Genomic DNA, 18417 nt, shown 5'->3' with positions numbered 1-18417 from the left:
ATTCAATCTGTACGCCTGATTAATTTAGATATTGTTATTGATTCATATCAAAAACTGTCGACGACATTCGCATTAAAATACCTCTTAGTGGTTACTTGTTTTTAAGCTAACTTTTGATGTGAGTGAACATGCATAAATTTAAAATTATTCAAACAGATGTTGCCATTATTGGTGCCGGCGGTTCGGGTTTACGCGCTGCGATAGAAATAGCTGAAAATCATCCTGAGCTTGATATCGCCCTTATTTCCAAAGTTTATCCAATGCGTAGTCATACCGTTGCTGCCGAAGGCGGTGCCGCGGGTGTCGCACAGGATCATGACTCTTTAGATAATCATTTTAACGATACCGTTTCGGGTGGCGATTGGTTATGCGAACAAGATGTGGTTGAGTACTTCGTTGAAAATGCTGCGAAGCAACTGACGCAATTAGAACATTGGGGTTGTCCGTGGAGCCGTAAAGCTGACGGGTCGATTAATGTACGCGCATTTGGTGGCATGAAAATAGAACGTACTTGGTTTGCTGCGGATAAAAGTGGCTTTCATATTCTGCATACCCTGTTTCAAACATCTATTCAGCATCCGAAAATTACCCGATTTGACGAACATTTCTGTTTAGATTTAATCGTTGAAGATGGCAAGATCCAAGGCGTGGTTATTCTTGATATCGCTGAAGGTGAAATAAAACTGATCCAAGCAAAATCAGTGATCATGGCAACGGGCGGTGCAGGGCGTGTGTATAGCTACAACACCAATGGCGGCATTGTTACCGGTGATGGTATGTCACTGGCTTATCGCCATGGTATTGCACTGCGCGATATGGAATTTGTGCAGTATCACCCAACAGGCTTACCGGGCAGCGGTATTTTAATGACCGAAGGTTGCCGTGGTGAAGGTGGCATTTTAGTTAATAAAGATGGCTATCGTTATCTGCAAGATTACGGTTTAGGACCTGAAGTGCCCGTTGGCCAAACCAAGAATAAATACATGGAACTCGGCCCACGTGACAAACTCAGTCAATGTTTCTGGCAAGAGCAACAAAAAGGACAAGTTGTTGAAGGTGAACGTGGCGATTATGTTTATCTCGATCTACGTCATTTAGGCGAAGAGAAAATCAATGAGCGCCTGCCTTTTATTCGTGAATTGGCCAAAGCCTATGTCGGTGTTGATCCGGTTTATGAACCTATCCCAGTACGTCCTACTGTGCATTACACCATGGGTGGCATTGCGACAGATGCGAAAACGGCAACCTCACTCGCTGGTTTATATGCAGTTGGTGAATGTGCTTCGGTCGGTTTACATGGGGCTAACCGTTTAGGCTCTAACTCATTGACTGAACTTGCCGTGTTTGGGCAGCTTGCTGGTCAAGAAGCGGCAAATTATGCCAGTAACCATCAACATCAAGATATTGCGCCACTTAAAGCCCAAGCAGAAGCAGTGATCAAACGCATGGACGCTTTGTTGCACAGCGACGGTACTGAAAAATCTGCCGTTATCCGTCAAGAGATGGGTGATTGTATGGAAGAGGGCGTTGGTATTTACCGTACCCAGGAATCAATGCAAAAGACCATTGATAAATTAGCAGAGTTAAAGTTGCGTTATAAAAACGTCAAAGTCGAAGATAAATCCAGCGTGTTTAATACTGACTTCCTATACACCATTGAACTGGGTTATTTACTCGATACTGCTGAGGCAATGGCCCACAGTGCTATTTTACGTGAGGAGTCTCGTGGTTCACATCAGCGTATTGATGGCTTTGAAGCGCGTGATGATAAGAAATTCTTAAAGCATTCACTGGCTTACTATCAAGCTGATAAAGCGCCAAAAATTGATTACAGCGATGTGAAGATCACCAAGAGCCAACCTGCAGTCCGAGCTTATGGCGCTGCGGGTGAAAAATTAGCGCAGGGGGTAAAATAATGACTCAGCAAAGTATCAAAATAGACATTCTGCGTTATCGCCCAGAGATGGATGACAAACCGTTTACCCAAACATTTGAAGTGCCTTATAAAGCCGATATGTCGATTTTAGAGGCGCTGCAATATATTAAGGACAATCTAGATGCCACAATCAGCTTTCGCTGGTCTTGTCGCATGGCCATTTGCGGCAGTTGTGGTTTGATGGTTGATGGTGTACCCAAATTAGGCTGTAAAGCATTCTTACGTGATTACTTCCCGAATAAAATCAGTTTAGAACCATTGGCTAATTTCCCTATTGAGCGTGATTTAGTGGTGGTAATGGATGATTTCATTAAAAAACTCGAAGAGATAAAACCGTATATCATTCCAGAGAAAACCGGAACGCAAGATAAGAAATGTTTATCAGAAGGTACGTATAAGCAAACGCCTGAGCAGATGGAGAAATATAAAAAATTCTCTATGTGTATTAATTGCGGGCTTTGCTACTCCGCGTGTCCACAATATGCGTTGGATACTAAATTTATTGGTCCTGCAGCACTTGCATTACTGGCGCGTTATAACCGAGACAGTCGAGATGCCGGAACCGCAGAGCGGATGAAAATAGTGAACCAAGAAGAAGGTGTTTGGGGCTGTACATTTGTTGGTTACTGTTCCGTGGTTTGTCCGAAAGGGGTTGATCCTGCTGCTGCAATTCAGCTGTTGAAAGTTGAGAGCAGTAAAGACTACCTAATTGGCATGTTTAGACCGGAATAATAAGGAATAAAGCAATGAGTAAACGTAAACCTTATACAAGAGAACTGCCTACCGACTGGTGGATGAAGCAACTTTTTTATACTAAATATATGTTACGTGAAGGCAGTAGTGTGTTCATTACGATTTATAGTTTGATACTCGCCTGGGGTTTGTTAAGGCTTAGCCAAGGTGAAGTCGCGTTTAATGCGTGGTTAGCGTCATTACAAAATCCTGTAGCGGTTATTTTTCATCTGATCGCATTAGCATTCGCGCTGTATCATACCGTTACCTGGTTTTCATTAGCGCCTAAAGCCGTAGATTTATGGATAAAAGGCAAACGCCTCGATGATAAGGTCATTGTCTCGGGTCATTATGCGGCCTTTGCTGCAGCGACTGTTTTTTGTCTATTAGTTATTATGCTGTAAGGAGCGAGTGATGTCTGAGATGAATAAGAAAATCTACGTACGCTCGCATGAGCCAGTGTTTTGGGGATTGTTTGGTGCTGGAGGCATGTTAACTGCGTTTTTAACGCCGGTGATGATTGTGCTTACTGGTCTGTTAATTCCGTTGGGGATTATAGATCAAGGTAACTTTAATTATCAAACCCTGCATGGCTTTGCGACCACTTGGTATGGCGCGGGTATTATATTGGTGTTAGTTGCGCTACCGCTATGGCATACCTTACATCGTATATTTCATGCTTTACATGATTTAGGCGTTAAACGCGGTCGAGATTGGCAGCAAGTACTGAGTTATGGTTTTGCATTTGCGGTGAGTGTGTTTGTGTTTACCCTGTTATTGCAGATGTACGGATAGCTCAATACAGGTTTTAACGCGAAAATGAGAAAAGGCGTCACGTACTTTTAGTGACGCCTTTAACAGCGTTATCGATAAATTGATTATGTTTTTCATACAAAACGTTCGTTATTTATCATATTGGATTTGGTTATGATGTAATTTACAAAACAGTGTTTACATGTCAGCTAACTTACTCTATTATGCGTTTTGCTGCGGAGGGGTGGCAGAGTGGCCGAATGCACTGGTCTTGAAAACCAGCAGGGGTTAATAGCTCCTCGAGAGTTCAAATCTCTCCTCCTCCGCCATCTATTTAGAGAAGCCGGAACTTATTCATTTAAGTTCCGGCTTTTTGCATTTGGTCATGATGATTACACCCTTTCGTTGATATACAGACATCGACATAAATGTGTTCATTCCAGAATTTACAATCAGCGAGTATCGGTCGTAGGGTTATAGAGCTTACATACAGTCCGTAAGGTTCAATACTGTGTTGTGTTTTTATACAATTGGTTGGTTATTTAACTGACTGAAATGAAATTATAATTTATTCTGTGACGTGTGTTTACAAACAACGGCGTTTACACTAATATTCGAACCTGCTGCGGAGGGGTGGCAGAGTGGCCGAATGCACTGGTCTTGAAAACCAGCAGGGGTTAATAGCTCCTCGAGAGTTCAAATCTCTCCTCCTCCGCCATCTAATTAGAGAAGCCGGAACTTATTCATTTAAGTTCCGGCTTTTTGCTATCTGGCGTGCTATACCTGTCTTGAAAATAACGGCACTAAAAGAAGGTTGATACAGGTAGGCAGAATTGTAATTCGAACTGCTCATCCTCGTCTAAAAAATGGTTCTTCTGGTAATGCACATAGGCTGGTGTGGACTGCATTTTAAAACCTGATGACGGCAACCATTGCTCAATGATCTTACTTAAATACGGCAGTAACTCACCATATTTTCCGGTTAGCTTAAACACTGCGTGCAAACCGCCAGGGATCACCATACTGTTTACTGTGCCGCGGCGTAATAATGGTTTATCTATTGCTAAACAAGCGACGTAACGGCACTGCTCTAAAGCGACGAATGCAGGGTTAGAGTGATGTAAGCCAAATTGTTGCTGATAACTTCGACCTTCCACGTTTGCCCACGCCAGCAGAGTTTGCCAAGCAAGGCGAATTGAACGTCCATAACCTTGATGGCGAACATAAGCCACATGCCTTTCTGGTAATTCAATAAGCTGTACACGAGGTAATACATGACTTTGAATGCGTGAATAAGCTGCCGCAATTTCTGGATCGCGTAAATAGGGTGGCGTGCTGGTGGCTAAGTCTTTACTGCGCCATTCACCTGGCGACATGGCAAAGGTGGCTTTAAATGCACGGCTAAAAGAAGATACCGAAGCAAAGCCTGATTTAGTCGCAACCGTGACCACCGAACTGCGGGTATCAAACATTAACTGGTTAGCGGCAAACTCTAAACGGCTGCGGCGAATGTATTGATGCACTGATTCGCCAACGACATTCTTGAACACGCGGTGAAAGTGTTGTTCAGAATAAGCAGCTATCTTTGCTAGTTGCCGCGCAGGTAATTCAGCACTGATATCACGATGAATAAAATTGAGTACATCGTTGATGCGTGATGTCTGCTGATTTGAAGACTGGCTCAAAAGCGGTGTTATAGGCATAGTGATCTTATAAAGCATAGATGGACATCTATAAGCGCATAAATGGACATGCTATGTCAAATTTATATCCGTAGTATGAATGTTAGTTATATCGTTATTAATCACGTTTTTATTGATTTTAAAAGTTCATTTGACTAAAGATCTATAAATTACATGTATTGTTAGCGATTAATACCAATAAACGTTAAACAACCAGAGAGATAGACTATGCAGTTAGCGCAATCATTACAAGCCATTAAACCGTCTTACATTCGAGAAATTTTGAGTGTCGCTAACTCAGCAGATGTCATCTCATTAGCGGGGGGGTTACCTGATGGTGATCATTTCCCATTAGCGCTAATGGAACAGAGCATTCAACAATTGACTACGCGATCAGAGCTGTTTCAATACGGTAGTACCGCAGGATATGCACCTTTATTAGCTTATTTCCGTGAGTGTTACCAATTAACAGACCAGCAAGATGCGTTGGTATGTACTGGGTCGCAACAAGGTCTAGATTTGATTGCCCGCGCATTTTTAGACGCGGGTGATAAAGTGGTGATGGAAGCACCTAGCTACCTAGGCGCTTTACAGGTATTTGGATTAGCACAAGCAAGTATTGAAAGTATTCAGCAGCGCGAAGACGGCCCTGATTTACAAGAATTAGAGCAATGCTTTGCCAATAAGACAATCAAGATGTTTTATGCAGTACCTGATTTCCATAATCCAACTGGTGTATGTTGGTCGCTTGAAGTACGTAAAAAAGTGGCACAACTGTGCCAGCAATATAATGTGGCATTGATTGAAGATGCCCCTTACCGTGAATTACGTTTTGCGGGTACTGAGTTACCTTTGGTATCTAGCTTCTGCCCAGAACAGGCGATTGTACTGCGTTCATATTCTAAGATTGCAACACCGGGTATTCGTTTAGGCCTTGTCAGTGGTCCTAAAGCTTGGATATCGGCATTAGAGCGTGTAAAACAAGGTGCTGATTTACATTCAAGTCAACCAATGCAAGCAGTGTTGCTGGATCTATTACAACATGAAGACTTTCCAAAACATTTAGATGGACTTCGACAGTTATATCGTCAACGTTATCAATATCTAGCGGATTTATTAACCGCGAAATTGCCAGACAATTGTCAGTTTGAACCAGTAGAAGGCGGTATGTTTATTTGGCTACGTCTGCCGGAATGTAATGTAGATAATCTTGCTAAAGACATGCTTGCAGTGGGGGTTGCTGTCGTACCAAGCTCTGTATTCTACCAATCAGAAGCCGGGAAGGGTGCTGCATTTAGGTTGAATTTTACCAATGCCTGTCATTCAGATCTATTGCTGGCAGTGAATCGCTTAGCACAAGTATTAAAAAGTATTAAAGAGTGATCCTAGTACTATAGTATTAATTATTTTATGATCTTTTCATCAAAATTTGAACTAAAGCATTAATGCTGGTGTCACCACATTCATTATCGGACTACAATCGAGTTACTTAAAATGATAAGGACTACGGTTGATACTATGTCAAAAAATGGAATTTCACTTGGCCTCGCGCTGGCATTCACCTCTTTAGCTTCAACAGCAGCAAGTTATGCACCTGATGGTCGCTCAAATGCAATGGGTAATATTGGTGTTGCAACCGCAGATTATTTAGCCGCACCTCTTTATAACCCAGCATTACTTGCCGTATTTCATAAGTCAGATGATATCGGTATTTTATTACCTGCTATTGGTGTTAATGCCAAGGATGCGGATAGCTCTTTAGAAACGATCATGGACTTGCAGGATACGATTGAAGATTATGAAAATAGTGGTTCGAATTCAGCTGGTTTAGAGCAAGATATTAATAATTATCTAGATGAGCTTAATGGCAATGCCCCAGTTAATGTTACTGCAGGTGTTGCGTTCGCAATTGCTATTCCAAGTAATAATGTATCTGTTAGCATATATGGCCGTGGTTATGTGGAGGCTATTTCTAATGTTAATGTATATACTTCTGTTGACACAACAGAGCGTTATGAAAAATCAACCGTTGAAGTCACTGGTTTTGGCTACACTGAATTCGGTATTGCATTAGCAAAACGGTATACTATTTACGGCGAGTCGTTTTCATTTGGTGTAACGCCAAAATATCAAATATTACAGACTTATTCAGACATGACTGAAATCGAAGATTTTGATCTTGAACTAGAAGATGCTGATACAGAAGTGACTGCGTTTAACTTTGATTTAGGTGCGGTATGGATGAAAAACAATTTCCGTACAGCATTGGCGGTAAAAGACGTATTAGCACAAGAAATAAAATCGACAACAAATAAAACTTATGAAATGAATCCACAAGCGACATTAGGTTTAGCGTATTCAGCAGAATATTTTACGTTCGGTGTTGATGTAGATTTAACAGAACAAACTCGCTATGTAGAACTTGAGGATAACACCCAGTTTGTACGTGTTGGTGTTGAAGTGAACGCATGGCACTGGGCGCAATTACGCGCAGGCTTTGAGCATGATCTGCAAGATACTATGGAAGACTCGTTAACAGCCGGTATTGGTATTAGCCCATTTGGCACGTTAAACCTTGATGTTGCGGGTTCTTACGGTAGTGATAATCAAGTTGGCGCATCAGCGAGCTTAAGCTTCACTTTCTAAAATTTATTAATGTAGATACTAAAAAGGGCTGTATTACACAGCCCTTTTTTATTGTCTATCGAAAACTTATCTAGCATTTGGTTTCATGCCGCTATTAAGTCTTTATTAAGCACCATTGATTAAGAAAAAAGCTTCTCTGCCCAACGAGTTAAACCTTTCGTTACACTACCAAAGTGATCACCAATAATGATTTCACAGTGAGGATAGTGTTGTTGAATATATTGGAAGATGATTGGCGACTTCGCCGTACCACCGGTCACAAAAATAACATCAGGCGTTGTTTGAGCCTGAGTGATTGTTTCATCCATTAATGCTTTGATTTTGGTTAGTTGTGGCGCAGTGGCGATTTCTAGCGCTTGACGGGATAAGGCTAAGGTTAAGCCATTTTCGACAAAGCCTAAATCTGCGATTGTGCTGGTATCTTGTGACAATTCCTTTTTCATCTGCTCGGCAAGGTTGACCACCTGATAAGTTTGCTTTTGTTGCTGCACATTGAGTAAACGAGAAATTAACTGTTTTTGTTCTGCGTTTTTATATAAATCGTTTAGACCAATAAGACTGCGCTGGCTATAAAAATCAGTCTGACAACCGATGTCATTAATGGCAACCGCATCCCAGAACGGCTTTACTGGCATCGGTAGGCCACTGGTTAAATGTGAGCCTAGGCCGAAGAGCGGCATTAATGATTTTTGTGCAAAATGAATATCAAAATCATTACCACCAATACGTTCACCAGAGTAACCTAACACATGCTGGAAACGATCGCTAAGACCGTAATTTTCAGGTCCCATTTTTAGTAATGAACAGTCGGTAGTACCACCACCGATATCGACCACAAGTACGGTTTTCTCTGTGGTGAGGCTTTGTTCATAATCAAAACCTGCCGCCAGTGGTTCATACAGAAATTCAATATCTTTAAAGCCAGCACGTTGTGCCGCGGTGGTTAATAGTGATAACGCTTGTTGGTTACTTTCTTCGCCTTTCAGGCCTTGGAAATTCACCGGCTTACCCATCACAACTTGGGTTATTTGCTTATCTAATTGTGCTTCTGCTTTATTTTTGATATTGCAGATCATTGCCGTCACTACATCTTCCATCAGAGCTAGTTGCATCGGGCTTAAGCTGGTGGCCCCTAAGAATGATTTTGGTGACTTGATGTAGTAACCTTCTTCGGGATCTTCTAGATACGTATCAAGGGCTTCTTGGCCAAAGAAAAGTTGGTCTTCATAACCATCATTAATTAAGTTATGGCCGGCTTGAATTGGACCTCGGCGTAATTGCAGATAATTTGGTTTTGCTACTGAATCAGGTAAGTGACGCGCGACCCAGTTAGGGATCATATTACGGTGCGAAGCATATAATGTTGATGCGAGGTAAGAACTGTTCTGGCCAAGAGAAACAAGTTCCGGGTTAGCATTGTTAACATACCCAACGGCACAGTTAGAAGTACCGTAGTCAAAACCGACAAACATAATTTATTCCAATAAAATCACACAAGCCGGGCATTGTACACTGCCGAGATACGTGAAACCAGATTGAAATAGTAACTTATTTAATCGCGGACGTAATAGTCAGTTTGCATTAATCTAACGCAATGGTGGGTAACACGTGTTTGTCATTAGGGCGAATGTAAAGGATGAGAGGCTATGGTTAAATAACTGACTTGTTAATTTATTTACTTAATGGATTAAGAATATGATAAACACAATTGAAATTAGTACGCTTGATGGCTACCAGCTTGTCGCGAGTGAGTTCAAACCGGATAAGAGTAATGGCCGTGTTGTTATTATAAATGGGGCGACAGGGGTATTACGTAAGTATTATCAACCTTATGCTGAGTTTTTATGTGCCCAAGGCTTCACGATAATCACCTATGACTATCGTGGTATTGGCGATAGTAAACAAGCGAGTGTGAACGCGAAACCAGCCAGTATGATACATTGGGGACAGCTTGATATGGACGCGGTGTTAACTTGGACACAAAGTCATTATCCTGAAATGAAAATGTCAGGTGTTGGTCATTCTATTGGTGGTCAGTTACTTGGTATTACTCCAAATAATAATCGTTATGAGTCGTTTCTAAATATTGCCGCACAGCAAATTCATTGGAAAAATTGGGCGCGTAAAGACCAGCCATTATCAGTGCTATTCTTTTATTGTGTTTTACCTTTGTTTTATAGTGTTAATAAAGGGTTACCAAAGTGGGTGTTGGGTGCAGAATACTTACCGAAGCAAGTAATCAGGGATTGGAGTCGTTTTGGGCGTAAACCCTTCTATACTGATGAGCAAGGCAACGAATTGCACGATGGTTATCACCGATATACTGGTAATATGCGCTTTTATGCCATGGCGGATGACAACCGATTTGCACCACCGAGTTGTGTCAAAGTACTGCAACAACATTTTAAAAATGCACCGTCAGATATGATTGTGGTTGATCCTAAGCAGGTCGGTATGCGATCGATTGATCATTTTGGCTTTTTCAAGCGGTCTATGTCTGAATCAGTATGGCAGGACACATCAAATTGGTTAGCTTCGTCGTCATAGCGGTAGGTTAAATTATTTTTTATCAAACAAAAGATTATTTAATCTAGAAAACCTTTACAAGAATTCTTTGCGTGCTAACCTTGCCGAAAAATACCATTTATACCCAAATAAGGCCTAGGCTTGGCACAATCTAACATCAAATTTCACCTTCTTGTGGTACTTGCGACTACCTTAGTGGCAGGATCATTTTTAGCATCTGCAAACCTTGCAGGTCTAATAAACCCATTTTCTTTAACTTTGTTGCGCTTCGCTGGTGCGGTGAGTTTATTATTACCGTTTATTTTATTCACCAAAAAATGGCGTAATAAGGTGTTACGAACCTTACCGCGTTCGATGGTGATCAGTTTATTCTATTCAATGTTCTTTATTTTTCAGTTCGAAGCATTGAAAATAACCACGACATTAAATACTGGTACCTTGTATACCTTGGTGCCGTTTATAACCGCCTTGTTATGCGTGTTGGTATTTAAAGATAAGATTAAAGCCAAGCAGCTAATGATTTATCTACTTGGTGCGCTGGGTACTTGCTGGGTTATTTTTGCTGGTGATTTGTCTCGACTAATGGATTTTTCACTCAACAATGGCGACTTATTGTTTATCGCAGGTTGCGTCTCTATGTGCTGTTATTCTATTTCGATGAAGCGCTTATACCGTGGTGACGAACTGATTGTCATGGTATTTAGTACCTTACTCGGTGGCTGTATTTGGATGGGGCTGGCACTTTGGTTATCAGGACTACCGCTAGAGTGGCATCTTATCAAAGGTGAATCAGTATTTTACATGGCCTATTTAGTGATTGGTGCCACACTGATGACGGTGTATTTGTATCAGAAAACCACTATTGCGTTAGGACCTACACGGGTGATGGCATATATTTATATGAATCCCGCTGTCGTTGCCTTGTTATCACTGCTGGTGAACGGGCAAAGTATTAATATGCAAGTGATCCCTGGCATTTTATTGTCAGCCTCCGCAACCTTTTTATTGCAACGCCAAGCGAACGTAAACAAAACCTAGATTGTGCATTCAAGTATTTAGCGTTACAACAGAGTCATGATTTTAACTCGTTGCTAACGCTAAATACAAAAGGTGCTGTATGTTTAACACCCGCAGAAAATCAAAAATCCTAGAAATAAAACGCTCTCACTCCGATCGTGCAAATGATATCCGTGGTGTTAACCAGCTTGCGGTAGATGCAGTGACTGGTTTAACAGATATTGTTGAAGCACTGCATTATACCATTTTGAGCTTAGGTCTTAATGATAAAGACCAACCGACAACAACACGTGGTGTGACTGGTTTTGTATACCGTAATATTCGTAACGTTACTACATTTGTTGGTGATAAAATTGAGTTTTCTTTATCGCAATTTGGCTCGGCATTTGGCCAACATGAATCATCTCTTAAACGTGAAGTCGCCATTTCGATGCTTAATGGTGTATTAGGTGACTATTTACTGGAACGTGAAAACCCACTTGCTGTGATCATGCAATTACGCCGTGACGGTAAAGCTTTATCGGATGTCGCATTACGTAAGTTGATCGAAACATCAGATGGCAAGATATTGCTAATGGTGCACGGGTTATGTATGAATGATTTACAGTGGCAAGTTGACGAACATAATCACGGTATCGAATTAGCACGTGATCTTGGTTATGAACCGATTTACTTACACTATAATACCGGTCGACATATTTCAGAAAATGGCCGTGATTTAGCTGCACTATTACAGTATTTAGTGACGATATCACCGCAACCTTTGTCATTGTCTATTCTTGCTCACAGTATGGGGGGGCTCGTCTCTCGTAGTGCATTTCATTATGGTAAAGAGGCGCAGCATACTTGGTTAGACCAAGTTAATAAGATGGTATTTTTAGGTACGCCGCATCATGGCTCGGCACTTGAAAAAGGCGGTAACCTGATTGATGTCTTACTTGGTTCCAATCCATATAGTTTACCTTTTGCTAAGTTAGGTCAAATTCGTAGCGCAGGTATTACTGACTTACGTTATGGGTCGATTATCGATGAAGACTGGCAGGGTAAAGATCGTTTTAGTTATACGGTGGACGATCGTGGATCATTAGCATTACCTAATGGGGTGCATTGTTATACGGTTGCTGCAGTGAAAGGTAAGCAATCAACAGTAGTCGGTGATGGTTTAATTGGTGATGGTTTAGTGAATGTAGATAGTGCCTTAGGTCGTCATAATGATGATTTACTGCACCTTACCTTTCCTGAACACCATCAGTGGATTGGTCGTGATATGAATCATATGGACTTACTTTATCATCCTGATGTATATAATAAAATAAGATACTGGTTGCTGGATGATTAACGTCTAGATCACGAATTAATTTTTCTAAATGCAGAGACGTTAGTCTAGGGTGCTGGTCTTGCTTGCTTTGGGTGTTGAGATTGTAAGTATTGCCTGTTATCAACTCTGGGTTATCTGCTATACTGTGCGCCATAACTTAAATCGTGAGTCATAACGACATCACGCTAGCCTTATTAGGACTAATTAATGACCAATAATGATATTTTACGCCGTATTCGCTACACTTTTAATTTCAGTGACGACAAAATGATAGCCTTGTTTAAACAAGCTGAAGCTGATGTTACACGTGGCGAAATCAGCAATTGGTTAAAAAAAGATGATGACCCGGCCTATGTGAGTTGTAGTGATACGCAGATGGCAACTTTTTTGAATGGTCTAATTAATGCGAAACGCGGTAAAAAAGACGGTCCACAACCTGAGCCTGAGCACTCGATCAATAACAACATTATTTTACGTAAGTTAAAAATTGCTTTAGATCTTAAGAATGAAGACGTTCTTGAATTATTAGAACTTGCTGAATTCCGTTTAGGTAAACACGAACTAAGTGCATTTTTCCGTAAACCTGATCACAAACATTACCGTGAATGTAAAGATCAAATATTACGTAACTTCCTTGCAGGCATGCAAGTAAAATACCGACCTGAAGACAAGTAGTAAGATCAAATAATGAACAGAAAGAAAAAAGTTGTTTCGACATTAAAGAAAAAAGCTAAAAAAGCCAATGCTAAATTAGCCCCACATTCTAATAAGCCACGTTACATTTCTAAAGCGGAACGTGAAAAAATGGCGTTAGAAACTGAAGCTCCTCAGCAAGAAGAGACTATTCAGCAGGCAGAAAGTGTTCAGGAAGAACCAACTGCTGAAAATAGTTAGCTTAAACGAAAAAATGATAAATATAAAAAAGGTATAGCGTCGCTATACCTTTTTCGTTTATATAGATTACCTTAAACTGTACTTAACTACGCGGCTTAAATATCGAGTATTGGTTACGGCCATTTTCTTTACCCTTATATAATGCACAATCAGCATTTTTAGTCCAAGTATCGACTGTATCGGTATTCTCAGTGAATTCAGCCATGCCAATCGATATTGTTACTTTTATGTTGTTATCATCATCTGTAATTACAGTATTCTCAATTGCTTGACGAAGACGGTCTGCTAAGATTATCGCGTTATGTGCTGTTGTATTAGTTAAACAAATGGCAAATTCGTCACCACCGTATCGTGCCGAAAAATCAGTTTCTCGAACATTCTCACGGATCACTCTTGATACTTCTGCTATTACCTTGTCGCCCGCGACGTGGCCATACGTATCATTCACATTTTTGAAGTGATCGATATCTAGCATCATGAATGTCGATATCTGCTCATAGCGTTTAACTCGTTTAAATTCGCTATCAATGAGGTTATTCCAGCGATGGCGGTTATTCAGCTGTGTAAGCGCATCTGTTTGGCTTAAACGAGCTAATTCTGCATTAGCTTTATCAAGTTGCAAACGGTTAATCGCAATATCGGTTACATCATAAATAATCAAACTAACGTGCGTTACTTCGCCTGTGAGAGAGGCTAACGGTATGATCGTCATATTCTGATACATAAATTCAGAAATGCCGGTGACTGGACGGTAGTTATTAAAACGGAAAATATAAGGACGTTGTTCCCAACTGGTAAAGGCGTTGTTTTTTAGTAAAAACACTGATTCAATTTTACTGCGCAGCCATGCTTCAGGTAACTCAGGAAAATGAGAAAACAGCGGTGCGCTTTGGACAGTCCTTGAGCTCAATCCACTGTGGTTACTCATAAAGCCATTCCAAAGCTGGACATTGAAATCTTTATCTAAAACCACAAGACCCGCATCAATGGTTTGCACCATATCCATGATCCAATGAAACTCATTCAATGACTGTTGATTATCCATGTTAACAATTCCTTGTAACTGTGTTGTTATCTGATTTGTTTATAGTGACGTAAATCATCAAATGACAACCAGTTAATCGATGAGGTAAGAAAGACTATTCAGTAAACTTGGCAGCGACTTCTCAGTAAAAAGTAATAACAGATCGCATTGCACATCATGGTGTTCAATTTGATAGTTAATTTCAATGGCAATCGTTTTTTGTTTACGGAAGTTATTCGCGTTAATCATTTCTTGTACTGTACTGTGCTGGCCAAGAACAGAAGGGTGGCCTTGACTAAAGCTCACATTCAGTTGTTGGCTAAAGCCTTGTAAAAACGCACCAATGAGGATATTGGCTGTATCCATGAGAATTTCTTTTTCTTGGAAGTTGGAGTCTTGTTCTGAAATCCCCATTAGCTTTGCCATATCATCAAAACTTGAATCATGGAATAACAATAGGGCTTCACCAGCAATACCCGAGCAAATAAAGCCTTGGCATACGGTTGAAATTGTTGCTTGTTCTGATGCTGCGGACAGTGCCATTGTTAATTCACTGGCTTCAAAGACGTTTACATTTGGTACAGGTAACAATACAAACACGTCTAATAGGCGGGCTAATAAGTCAGCGGCTTGACCCATTGCGACATTAGCAACTTCTTGCAATGCATCACGAAATTCAGGCGATAATTCAAGCTCGTTACCTAACGTAGGCAATGTTTCTGGAATGGATTGAATTAAATCTGTCTTTCTTTTTTCTGCTGCTTGTTGGGAAATTAATCGCGCTTCTGCTTGCGCTAATTCGTCTTTTTCGATAATACCGTAATTAATCAGGATGGTTTCGATTTGCTGACTTGTTACCGGTTTTTTGATAAATGCAAGAGCGCCTAATGCAGTCACTCGTTGGAGTGCCTCTGCTTGGATATCACCAGAAACGACAATCACAAGTGCATTCAATTGCTCTTTTTGAATTATTTCTAAAACTTGGTAACCATCCATCACTGGCATATTTAGATCGAGAAATACGATGCTACCTTTACCTGCTCTGATAACATCAATACCCTCGGCACCGTTTGCTGCAAAGCTAACATCCACATTCCAGTAAGGGGGAAGTGTTTTAGCCATTTGTTTACGAGCTAGGTTTGAATCATCACAGATTAATACAGAAACTGACATGAATATCCTTTTTCATTTTCAGTGAAATAGCAAAGAATTATCTGGCAATAATAACTAAAAAAGGCAGGAAGTAAAAGGAATAGAATGGATTAAATGAAAAATAATGATAGTTTAATATAGTGCGTTTAAAATTATGAGCAGTTAATAACACTGCCCATAAACATGTTTATTGTGGTTTGACAACCATTACACTAATGGATGCTGAACTCACAACTCTTGCTGCTACTGAACCAATAAATGCAAGTTCCAACTTAGCGCGTTTATGACTCGGCATTACAATTAAATCAGCCTTGTATTTATCTGCAGCTTTGATAATTTCTTTTGACGGCTTGCCTTCCATTAGATGTAATTGCACTGGTATGTCGTCTGTAATGTGTTTTTTGGCAAATTGTTGCAGGGCTGTTTGAGTGGAAGTTCGAATTTGTTGTAAGACCGACGTTGGGAAGTGTGCTGATACCATAGGCATTTGCGTGGTCGGCAGCACATTAAGTAAATGAATTGTTGCGCCAGACATTTTTGCGAGTGCGCAAGCGTGTTCGGCAGCCACGTGGCTAAAGCCTTCTTCGTTAAGGTCGACGGGTAGTAAGATTGTTTTATACATAATGAGTTACTTATTTAAAGTGGTTTGGGTATATGCAGTGTGGATAAGCACACTGCATATATGCTTCGTTACCGAGGATGATTACTTATTACGAGCAATACGACGGCGTTGACCAACGGCGATACCAGCAAGTAACAGTAACGCGGGAATAAACAGGAACTCTTTAGCTGGACGGTCTAATGGACGTTCTACCATTAGGATATTCCAGTCAAAATCAATGCCTGATTTTTCGGCTGGGGAACCAAAACCAATCATATCAACGATAGTTTTGTCATCCTCAAAGCGTAATTCTAAACCAGTACTCAATAATCGATCTGCACCTGTGATCGCATCTTCAGAAAAAGGGAGTTGTACAATCTTGGTTTGGAATGCACCGTCTAACGTTTCACCTTCAACACGTAAACGCACTTGACTACCGTTTGGTAATTCAGCAAGTACTTGCTCGATATGTTGTGGGCCTAGCTCTTCAATTGGCGGATAAACCATATCCCAAAAGAAACCAGGACGGAACAGTGTGAACGTGATTAATAATAATCCGATCGTTTCATACCATTTTGATTTAGTGAACCAGTATCCTTGGGTTGCCGCTGCGAAGACTAACATCGCAGTGGTAGCAGAGAAGATAGTCAGTAATAAGTGACCCCAAGAGTCCACACCAATTAATAATAACTGCGTATTAAAGATAAACATGAACGGTAAGATAGCCGTACGAATATCGTAAGTAAAACCTTGGATACCCGTTTTAATTGGATCTGCTTTCGCAATTGCTGCGGCGGCAAAGGCGGCAAGACCTACGGGGGGGGTATCATCGGCGAGAATACCAAAGTAGAACACAAATAAATGCACTGCAATTAACGGTACAATCAAGCCATTTTGAGCACCAATTTCAACAATAACAGGTGCCATTAAGGTTGATACAACGATGTAGTTAGCCGTTGTCGGTAAACCCATGCCTAAGATCAAGCTGATCAACGCAGTGAATACTAACATTAGCATGATATTACCGCCGGAGATAAACTCAACAAACTCGGTCATCACTAAACCGATACCCGTTAAGGTTACGGTACCTACAACAATACCTGCAGCCGCTGTCGCCACGCCGATACCGATCATATTACGTGAACCGGTGATCATACCGTCAAACAGTTCGATAAAACCTGTTTTAACCGCGCCTGATACTGATTTATTTTGTTTGAAGTATGCTTGTAATGGACGTTGTGTTACCACAATGAAAATCATAAACATCGTTGCCCAAAACGCGGACAGACCAGGTGAGAAACGTTCAACGGTTAAGCACCATACGAGTACCACGATCGGTAAGAGGAAGTATAAACCTGCTTTCGCTGTTGGACCCGGTTCCGGTAATATCAGCAATGGACTATCTGGATCATCAATTACCAGTTCAGGGAAATTAGTGGAGTATTTTACTAAGCCAATATAAATAGCAATGGTAATAATTCCAAGCACCCAAGTTGCATTACTGCCAAATACATCTTTCGTCCAGCCGATGCCGTAGTAAACAGCAAGACTTAAGACGAGGATTATCATCGCAACAGTCATAAACGAGAATAAGCTTTCTGCCATCGTCGGCTTATGACGGCGCGGTAAACCTTCCATACCGGCTTTACATGCTTCTAAATGCACGATGTAGATCAGGGCAATATAAGAAATAAGCGCAGGTAAAATAGCGGCTTTAATTACTTCGATGTATGGGATACCAACGTATTCAACCATCAAGAATGCAGCTGCACCCATAATTGGTGGTGTTAACTGACCATTCGTTGATGCTGCAACTTCTATTGCGCCCGCTTTCGTTGCGGAGAAGCCAACGCGTTTCATTAGTGGGATCGTGAATGTGCCTGTTGTCACCACGTTCGCAATGGATGAGCCAGACACTAAGCCACTTAAACCTGATGCAACCACCGCTGCTTTTGCAGGACCGCCACGCATGTGACCAAGTAGCGAGAATGCAACTTTTATGAAGTAGTTACCAGCACCTGCTTTATCTAATAGCGAACCGAATAGTACAAATAAGAATACAAATGATGTTGATACACCAACCGCAACACCAAATACACCTTTCGGTTGTTAACCACTGGTGAGACATTGTTTTCG

The 18417-nt window shown here is 41.0% G+C and carries 16 protein-coding genes, 2 tRNA genes and 1 pseudogene; 13 read left to right on the top strand and 6 right to left on the bottom strand.

Annotated features, from left to right (window positions below):
- The first annotated feature begins 128 nt into the window (after positions 1 to 128).
- The 6 genes from frdA (at position 129) to PE36_RS11870 (ending at position 4139) form a co-directional block, all read left to right on the top strand.
- Complete coding sequence (frdA, locus tag PE36_RS11895) at positions 129 to 1916, top strand: fumarate reductase (quinol) flavoprotein subunit (protein ID WP_006032286.1); 1788 nt, start codon at positions 129 to 131, stop codon at positions 1914 to 1916.
- Entirely contained in the window at positions 1916 to 2668 is a 753-nt protein-coding gene (locus PE36_RS11890; RefSeq protein WP_006032285.1) for a succinate dehydrogenase/fumarate reductase iron-sulfur subunit, read from the top strand. Before frdA ends, PE36_RS11890 begins: the two co-directional genes overlap by 1 nt.
- Positions 2669 to 2682: 14 nt before the next feature.
- Entirely contained in the window at positions 2683 to 3072 is a 390-nt protein-coding gene (locus PE36_RS11885; RefSeq protein WP_006032284.1) for a hypothetical protein, read from the top strand.
- Positions 3073 to 3082: 10 nt separating this feature from the next.
- On the top strand, positions 3083 to 3463 hold the full coding sequence (gene frdD, locus PE36_RS11880) for a fumarate reductase subunit FrdD (RefSeq protein WP_006032283.1): 381 nt from the start codon (positions 3083 to 3085) through the stop codon (positions 3461 to 3463).
- Positions 3464 to 3659: 196 nt separating this feature from the next.
- A tRNA-Ser gene (locus PE36_RS11875) sits at positions 3660 to 3750 on the top strand.
- A 298-nt stretch (positions 3751 to 4048) separates the two neighbouring features.
- Positions 4049 to 4139: transfer RNA gene (locus tag PE36_RS11870), tRNA-Ser, on the top strand.
- A gap of 85 nt (positions 4140 to 4224) precedes the next feature.
- Here the strand turns inward: PE36_RS11870 and PE36_RS11865 are convergent.
- Positions 4225 to 5124 carry a GyrI-like domain-containing protein gene (locus PE36_RS11865; protein WP_043994477.1) on the bottom strand — a complete coding sequence of 300 codons (900 nt, stop codon included), beginning with the start codon at positions 5122 to 5124 and terminating at the stop codon, positions 4225 to 4227.
- Between the two features lie 207 nt (positions 5125 to 5331).
- Between PE36_RS11865 and PE36_RS11860 the strand changes: the two genes are divergently transcribed.
- Both PE36_RS11860 and traF read left to right on the top strand, forming a co-directional pair.
- Positions 5332 to 6486, top strand: coding sequence for a PLP-dependent aminotransferase family protein (locus PE36_RS11860; protein ID WP_006032280.1), 1155 nt, complete (start codon positions 5332 to 5334; stop codon positions 6484 to 6486).
- A gap of 135 nt (positions 6487 to 6621) precedes the next feature.
- Complete coding sequence (gene traF, locus PE36_RS11855; protein ID WP_006032279.1) at positions 6622 to 7749, top strand: conjugal transfer protein TraF; 1128 nt, start codon at positions 6622 to 6624, stop codon at positions 7747 to 7749.
- A gap of 119 nt (positions 7750 to 7868) precedes the next feature.
- On the opposite strand, the gene yegD is transcribed toward traF, so the two are convergent.
- A complete protein-coding gene (gene yegD / locus PE36_RS11850; protein ID WP_006032278.1) occupies positions 7869 to 9221 on the bottom strand; it encodes a molecular chaperone in 1353 nt (450 codons plus the stop codon).
- Positions 9222 to 9444: 223 nt separating this feature from the next.
- Between yegD and PE36_RS11845 the strand changes: the two genes are divergently transcribed.
- The 5 genes from PE36_RS11845 (at position 9445) to PE36_RS11825 (ending at position 13504) form a co-directional block, all read left to right on the top strand.
- Positions 9445 to 10296, top strand: coding sequence for an alpha/beta fold hydrolase (locus PE36_RS11845; RefSeq protein WP_006032277.1), 852 nt, complete (start codon positions 9445 to 9447; stop codon positions 10294 to 10296).
- A 120-nt stretch (positions 10297 to 10416) separates the two neighbouring features.
- On the top strand, positions 10417 to 11313 hold the full coding sequence (locus tag PE36_RS11840) for a DMT family transporter (RefSeq protein ID WP_043994469.1): 897 nt from the start codon (positions 10417 to 10419) through the stop codon (positions 11311 to 11313).
- A gap of 79 nt (positions 11314 to 11392) precedes the next feature.
- Entirely contained in the window at positions 11393 to 12631 is a 1239-nt protein-coding gene (locus PE36_RS11835) for a triacylglycerol lipase (RefSeq protein WP_006032275.1), read from the top strand.
- 186 nt (positions 12632 to 12817) lie between these two features.
- Positions 12818 to 13285 carry a DUF1456 family protein gene (locus PE36_RS11830; protein WP_006032274.1) on the top strand — a complete coding sequence of 156 codons (468 nt, stop codon included), beginning with the start codon at positions 12818 to 12820 and terminating at the stop codon, positions 13283 to 13285.
- Positions 13286 to 13297: 12 nt separating this feature from the next.
- Entirely contained in the window at positions 13298 to 13504 is a 207-nt protein-coding gene (locus PE36_RS11825; RefSeq protein ID WP_006032273.1) for a DUF2986 domain-containing protein, read from the top strand.
- A gap of 82 nt (positions 13505 to 13586) precedes the next feature.
- Here PE36_RS11825 and PE36_RS11820 read toward each other — a convergent pair whose 3' ends face one another.
- The 4 genes and pseudogenes from PE36_RS11820 to PE36_RS11805 all read right to left on the bottom strand — a co-directional run.
- A complete protein-coding gene (locus tag PE36_RS11820) occupies positions 13587 to 14549 on the bottom strand; it encodes a GGDEF domain-containing protein (RefSeq protein WP_006032272.1) in 963 nt (320 codons plus the stop codon).
- 72 nt (positions 14550 to 14621) lie between these two features.
- Positions 14622 to 15701 (bottom strand): response regulator, encoded by a 1080-nt coding sequence (locus PE36_RS11815; protein ID WP_006032271.1) that lies wholly within the window; start codon positions 15699 to 15701, stop codon positions 14622 to 14624.
- Positions 15702 to 15867: 166 nt separating this feature from the next.
- Positions 15868 to 16302 (bottom strand): universal stress protein, encoded by a 435-nt coding sequence (locus tag PE36_RS11810; protein ID WP_006032270.1) that lies wholly within the window; start codon positions 16300 to 16302, stop codon positions 15868 to 15870.
- Between the two features lie 81 nt (positions 16303 to 16383).
- A pseudogene (locus PE36_RS11805) lies at positions 16384 to 18324 on the bottom strand (TRAP transporter permease); the annotation flags it as partial.
- Between the last annotated feature and the right edge of the window lie 93 nt (positions 18325 to 18417).

The sequence above is a fragment of the Moritella sp. PE36 genome (assembly GCF_000170855.1).
Classification (GTDB): domain Bacteria; phylum Pseudomonadota; class Gammaproteobacteria; order Enterobacterales; family Moritellaceae; genus Moritella.
The sequence above is the reverse complement of the archived record's forward strand: the minus strand, read 5'-3'. Positions and strand labels throughout refer to the sequence as shown.

What these genes read in the sequence shown, in the direction of transcription:
- frdA (WP_006032286.1), top strand. Translation starts at nt 129, where the DNA reads ATGCATAAATTTAAAATTATTCAAACAGATGTTGCCATTATTGGTGCC.
- PE36_RS11890 (WP_006032285.1), top strand. Translation starts at nt 1,916, where the DNA reads ATGACTCAGCAAAGTATCAAAATAGACATTCTGCGTTATCGCCCAGAG.
- PE36_RS11885 (WP_006032284.1), top strand. Translation starts at nt 2,683, where the DNA reads ATGAGTAAACGTAAACCTTATACAAGAGAACTGCCTACCGACTGGTGG.
- frdD (WP_006032283.1), top strand. Translation starts at nt 3,083, where the DNA reads ATGTCTGAGATGAATAAGAAAATCTACGTACGCTCGCATGAGCCAGTG.
- PE36_RS11865 (WP_043994477.1), bottom strand. Translation starts at nt 5,124, where the DNA reads ATGCCTATAACACCGCTTTTGAGCCAGTCTTCAAATCAGCAGACATCA.
- PE36_RS11860 (WP_006032280.1), top strand. Translation starts at nt 5,332, where the DNA reads ATGCAGTTAGCGCAATCATTACAAGCCATTAAACCGTCTTACATTCGA.
- traF (WP_006032279.1), top strand. Translation starts at nt 6,622, where the DNA reads ATGTCAAAAAATGGAATTTCACTTGGCCTCGCGCTGGCATTCACCTCT.
- yegD (WP_006032278.1), bottom strand. Translation starts at nt 9,221, where the DNA reads ATGTTTGTCGGTTTTGACTACGGTACTTCTAACTGTGCCGTTGGGTAT.
- PE36_RS11845 (WP_006032277.1), top strand. Translation starts at nt 9,445, where the DNA reads ATGATAAACACAATTGAAATTAGTACGCTTGATGGCTACCAGCTTGTC.
- PE36_RS11835 (WP_006032275.1), top strand. Translation starts at nt 11,393, where the DNA reads ATGTTTAACACCCGCAGAAAATCAAAAATCCTAGAAATAAAACGCTCT.
- PE36_RS11830 (WP_006032274.1), top strand. Translation starts at nt 12,818, where the DNA reads ATGACCAATAATGATATTTTACGCCGTATTCGCTACACTTTTAATTTC.
- PE36_RS11825 (WP_006032273.1), top strand. Translation starts at nt 13,298, where the DNA reads ATGAACAGAAAGAAAAAAGTTGTTTCGACATTAAAGAAAAAAGCTAAA.
- PE36_RS11820 (WP_006032272.1), bottom strand. Translation starts at nt 14,549, where the DNA reads ATGGATAATCAACAGTCATTGAATGAGTTTCATTGGATCATGGATATG.
- PE36_RS11815 (WP_006032271.1), bottom strand. Translation starts at nt 15,701, where the DNA reads ATGTCAGTTTCTGTATTAATCTGTGATGATTCAAACCTAGCTCGTAAA.
- PE36_RS11810 (WP_006032270.1), bottom strand. Translation starts at nt 16,302, where the DNA reads ATGTATAAAACAATCTTACTACCCGTCGACCTTAACGAAGAAGGCTTT.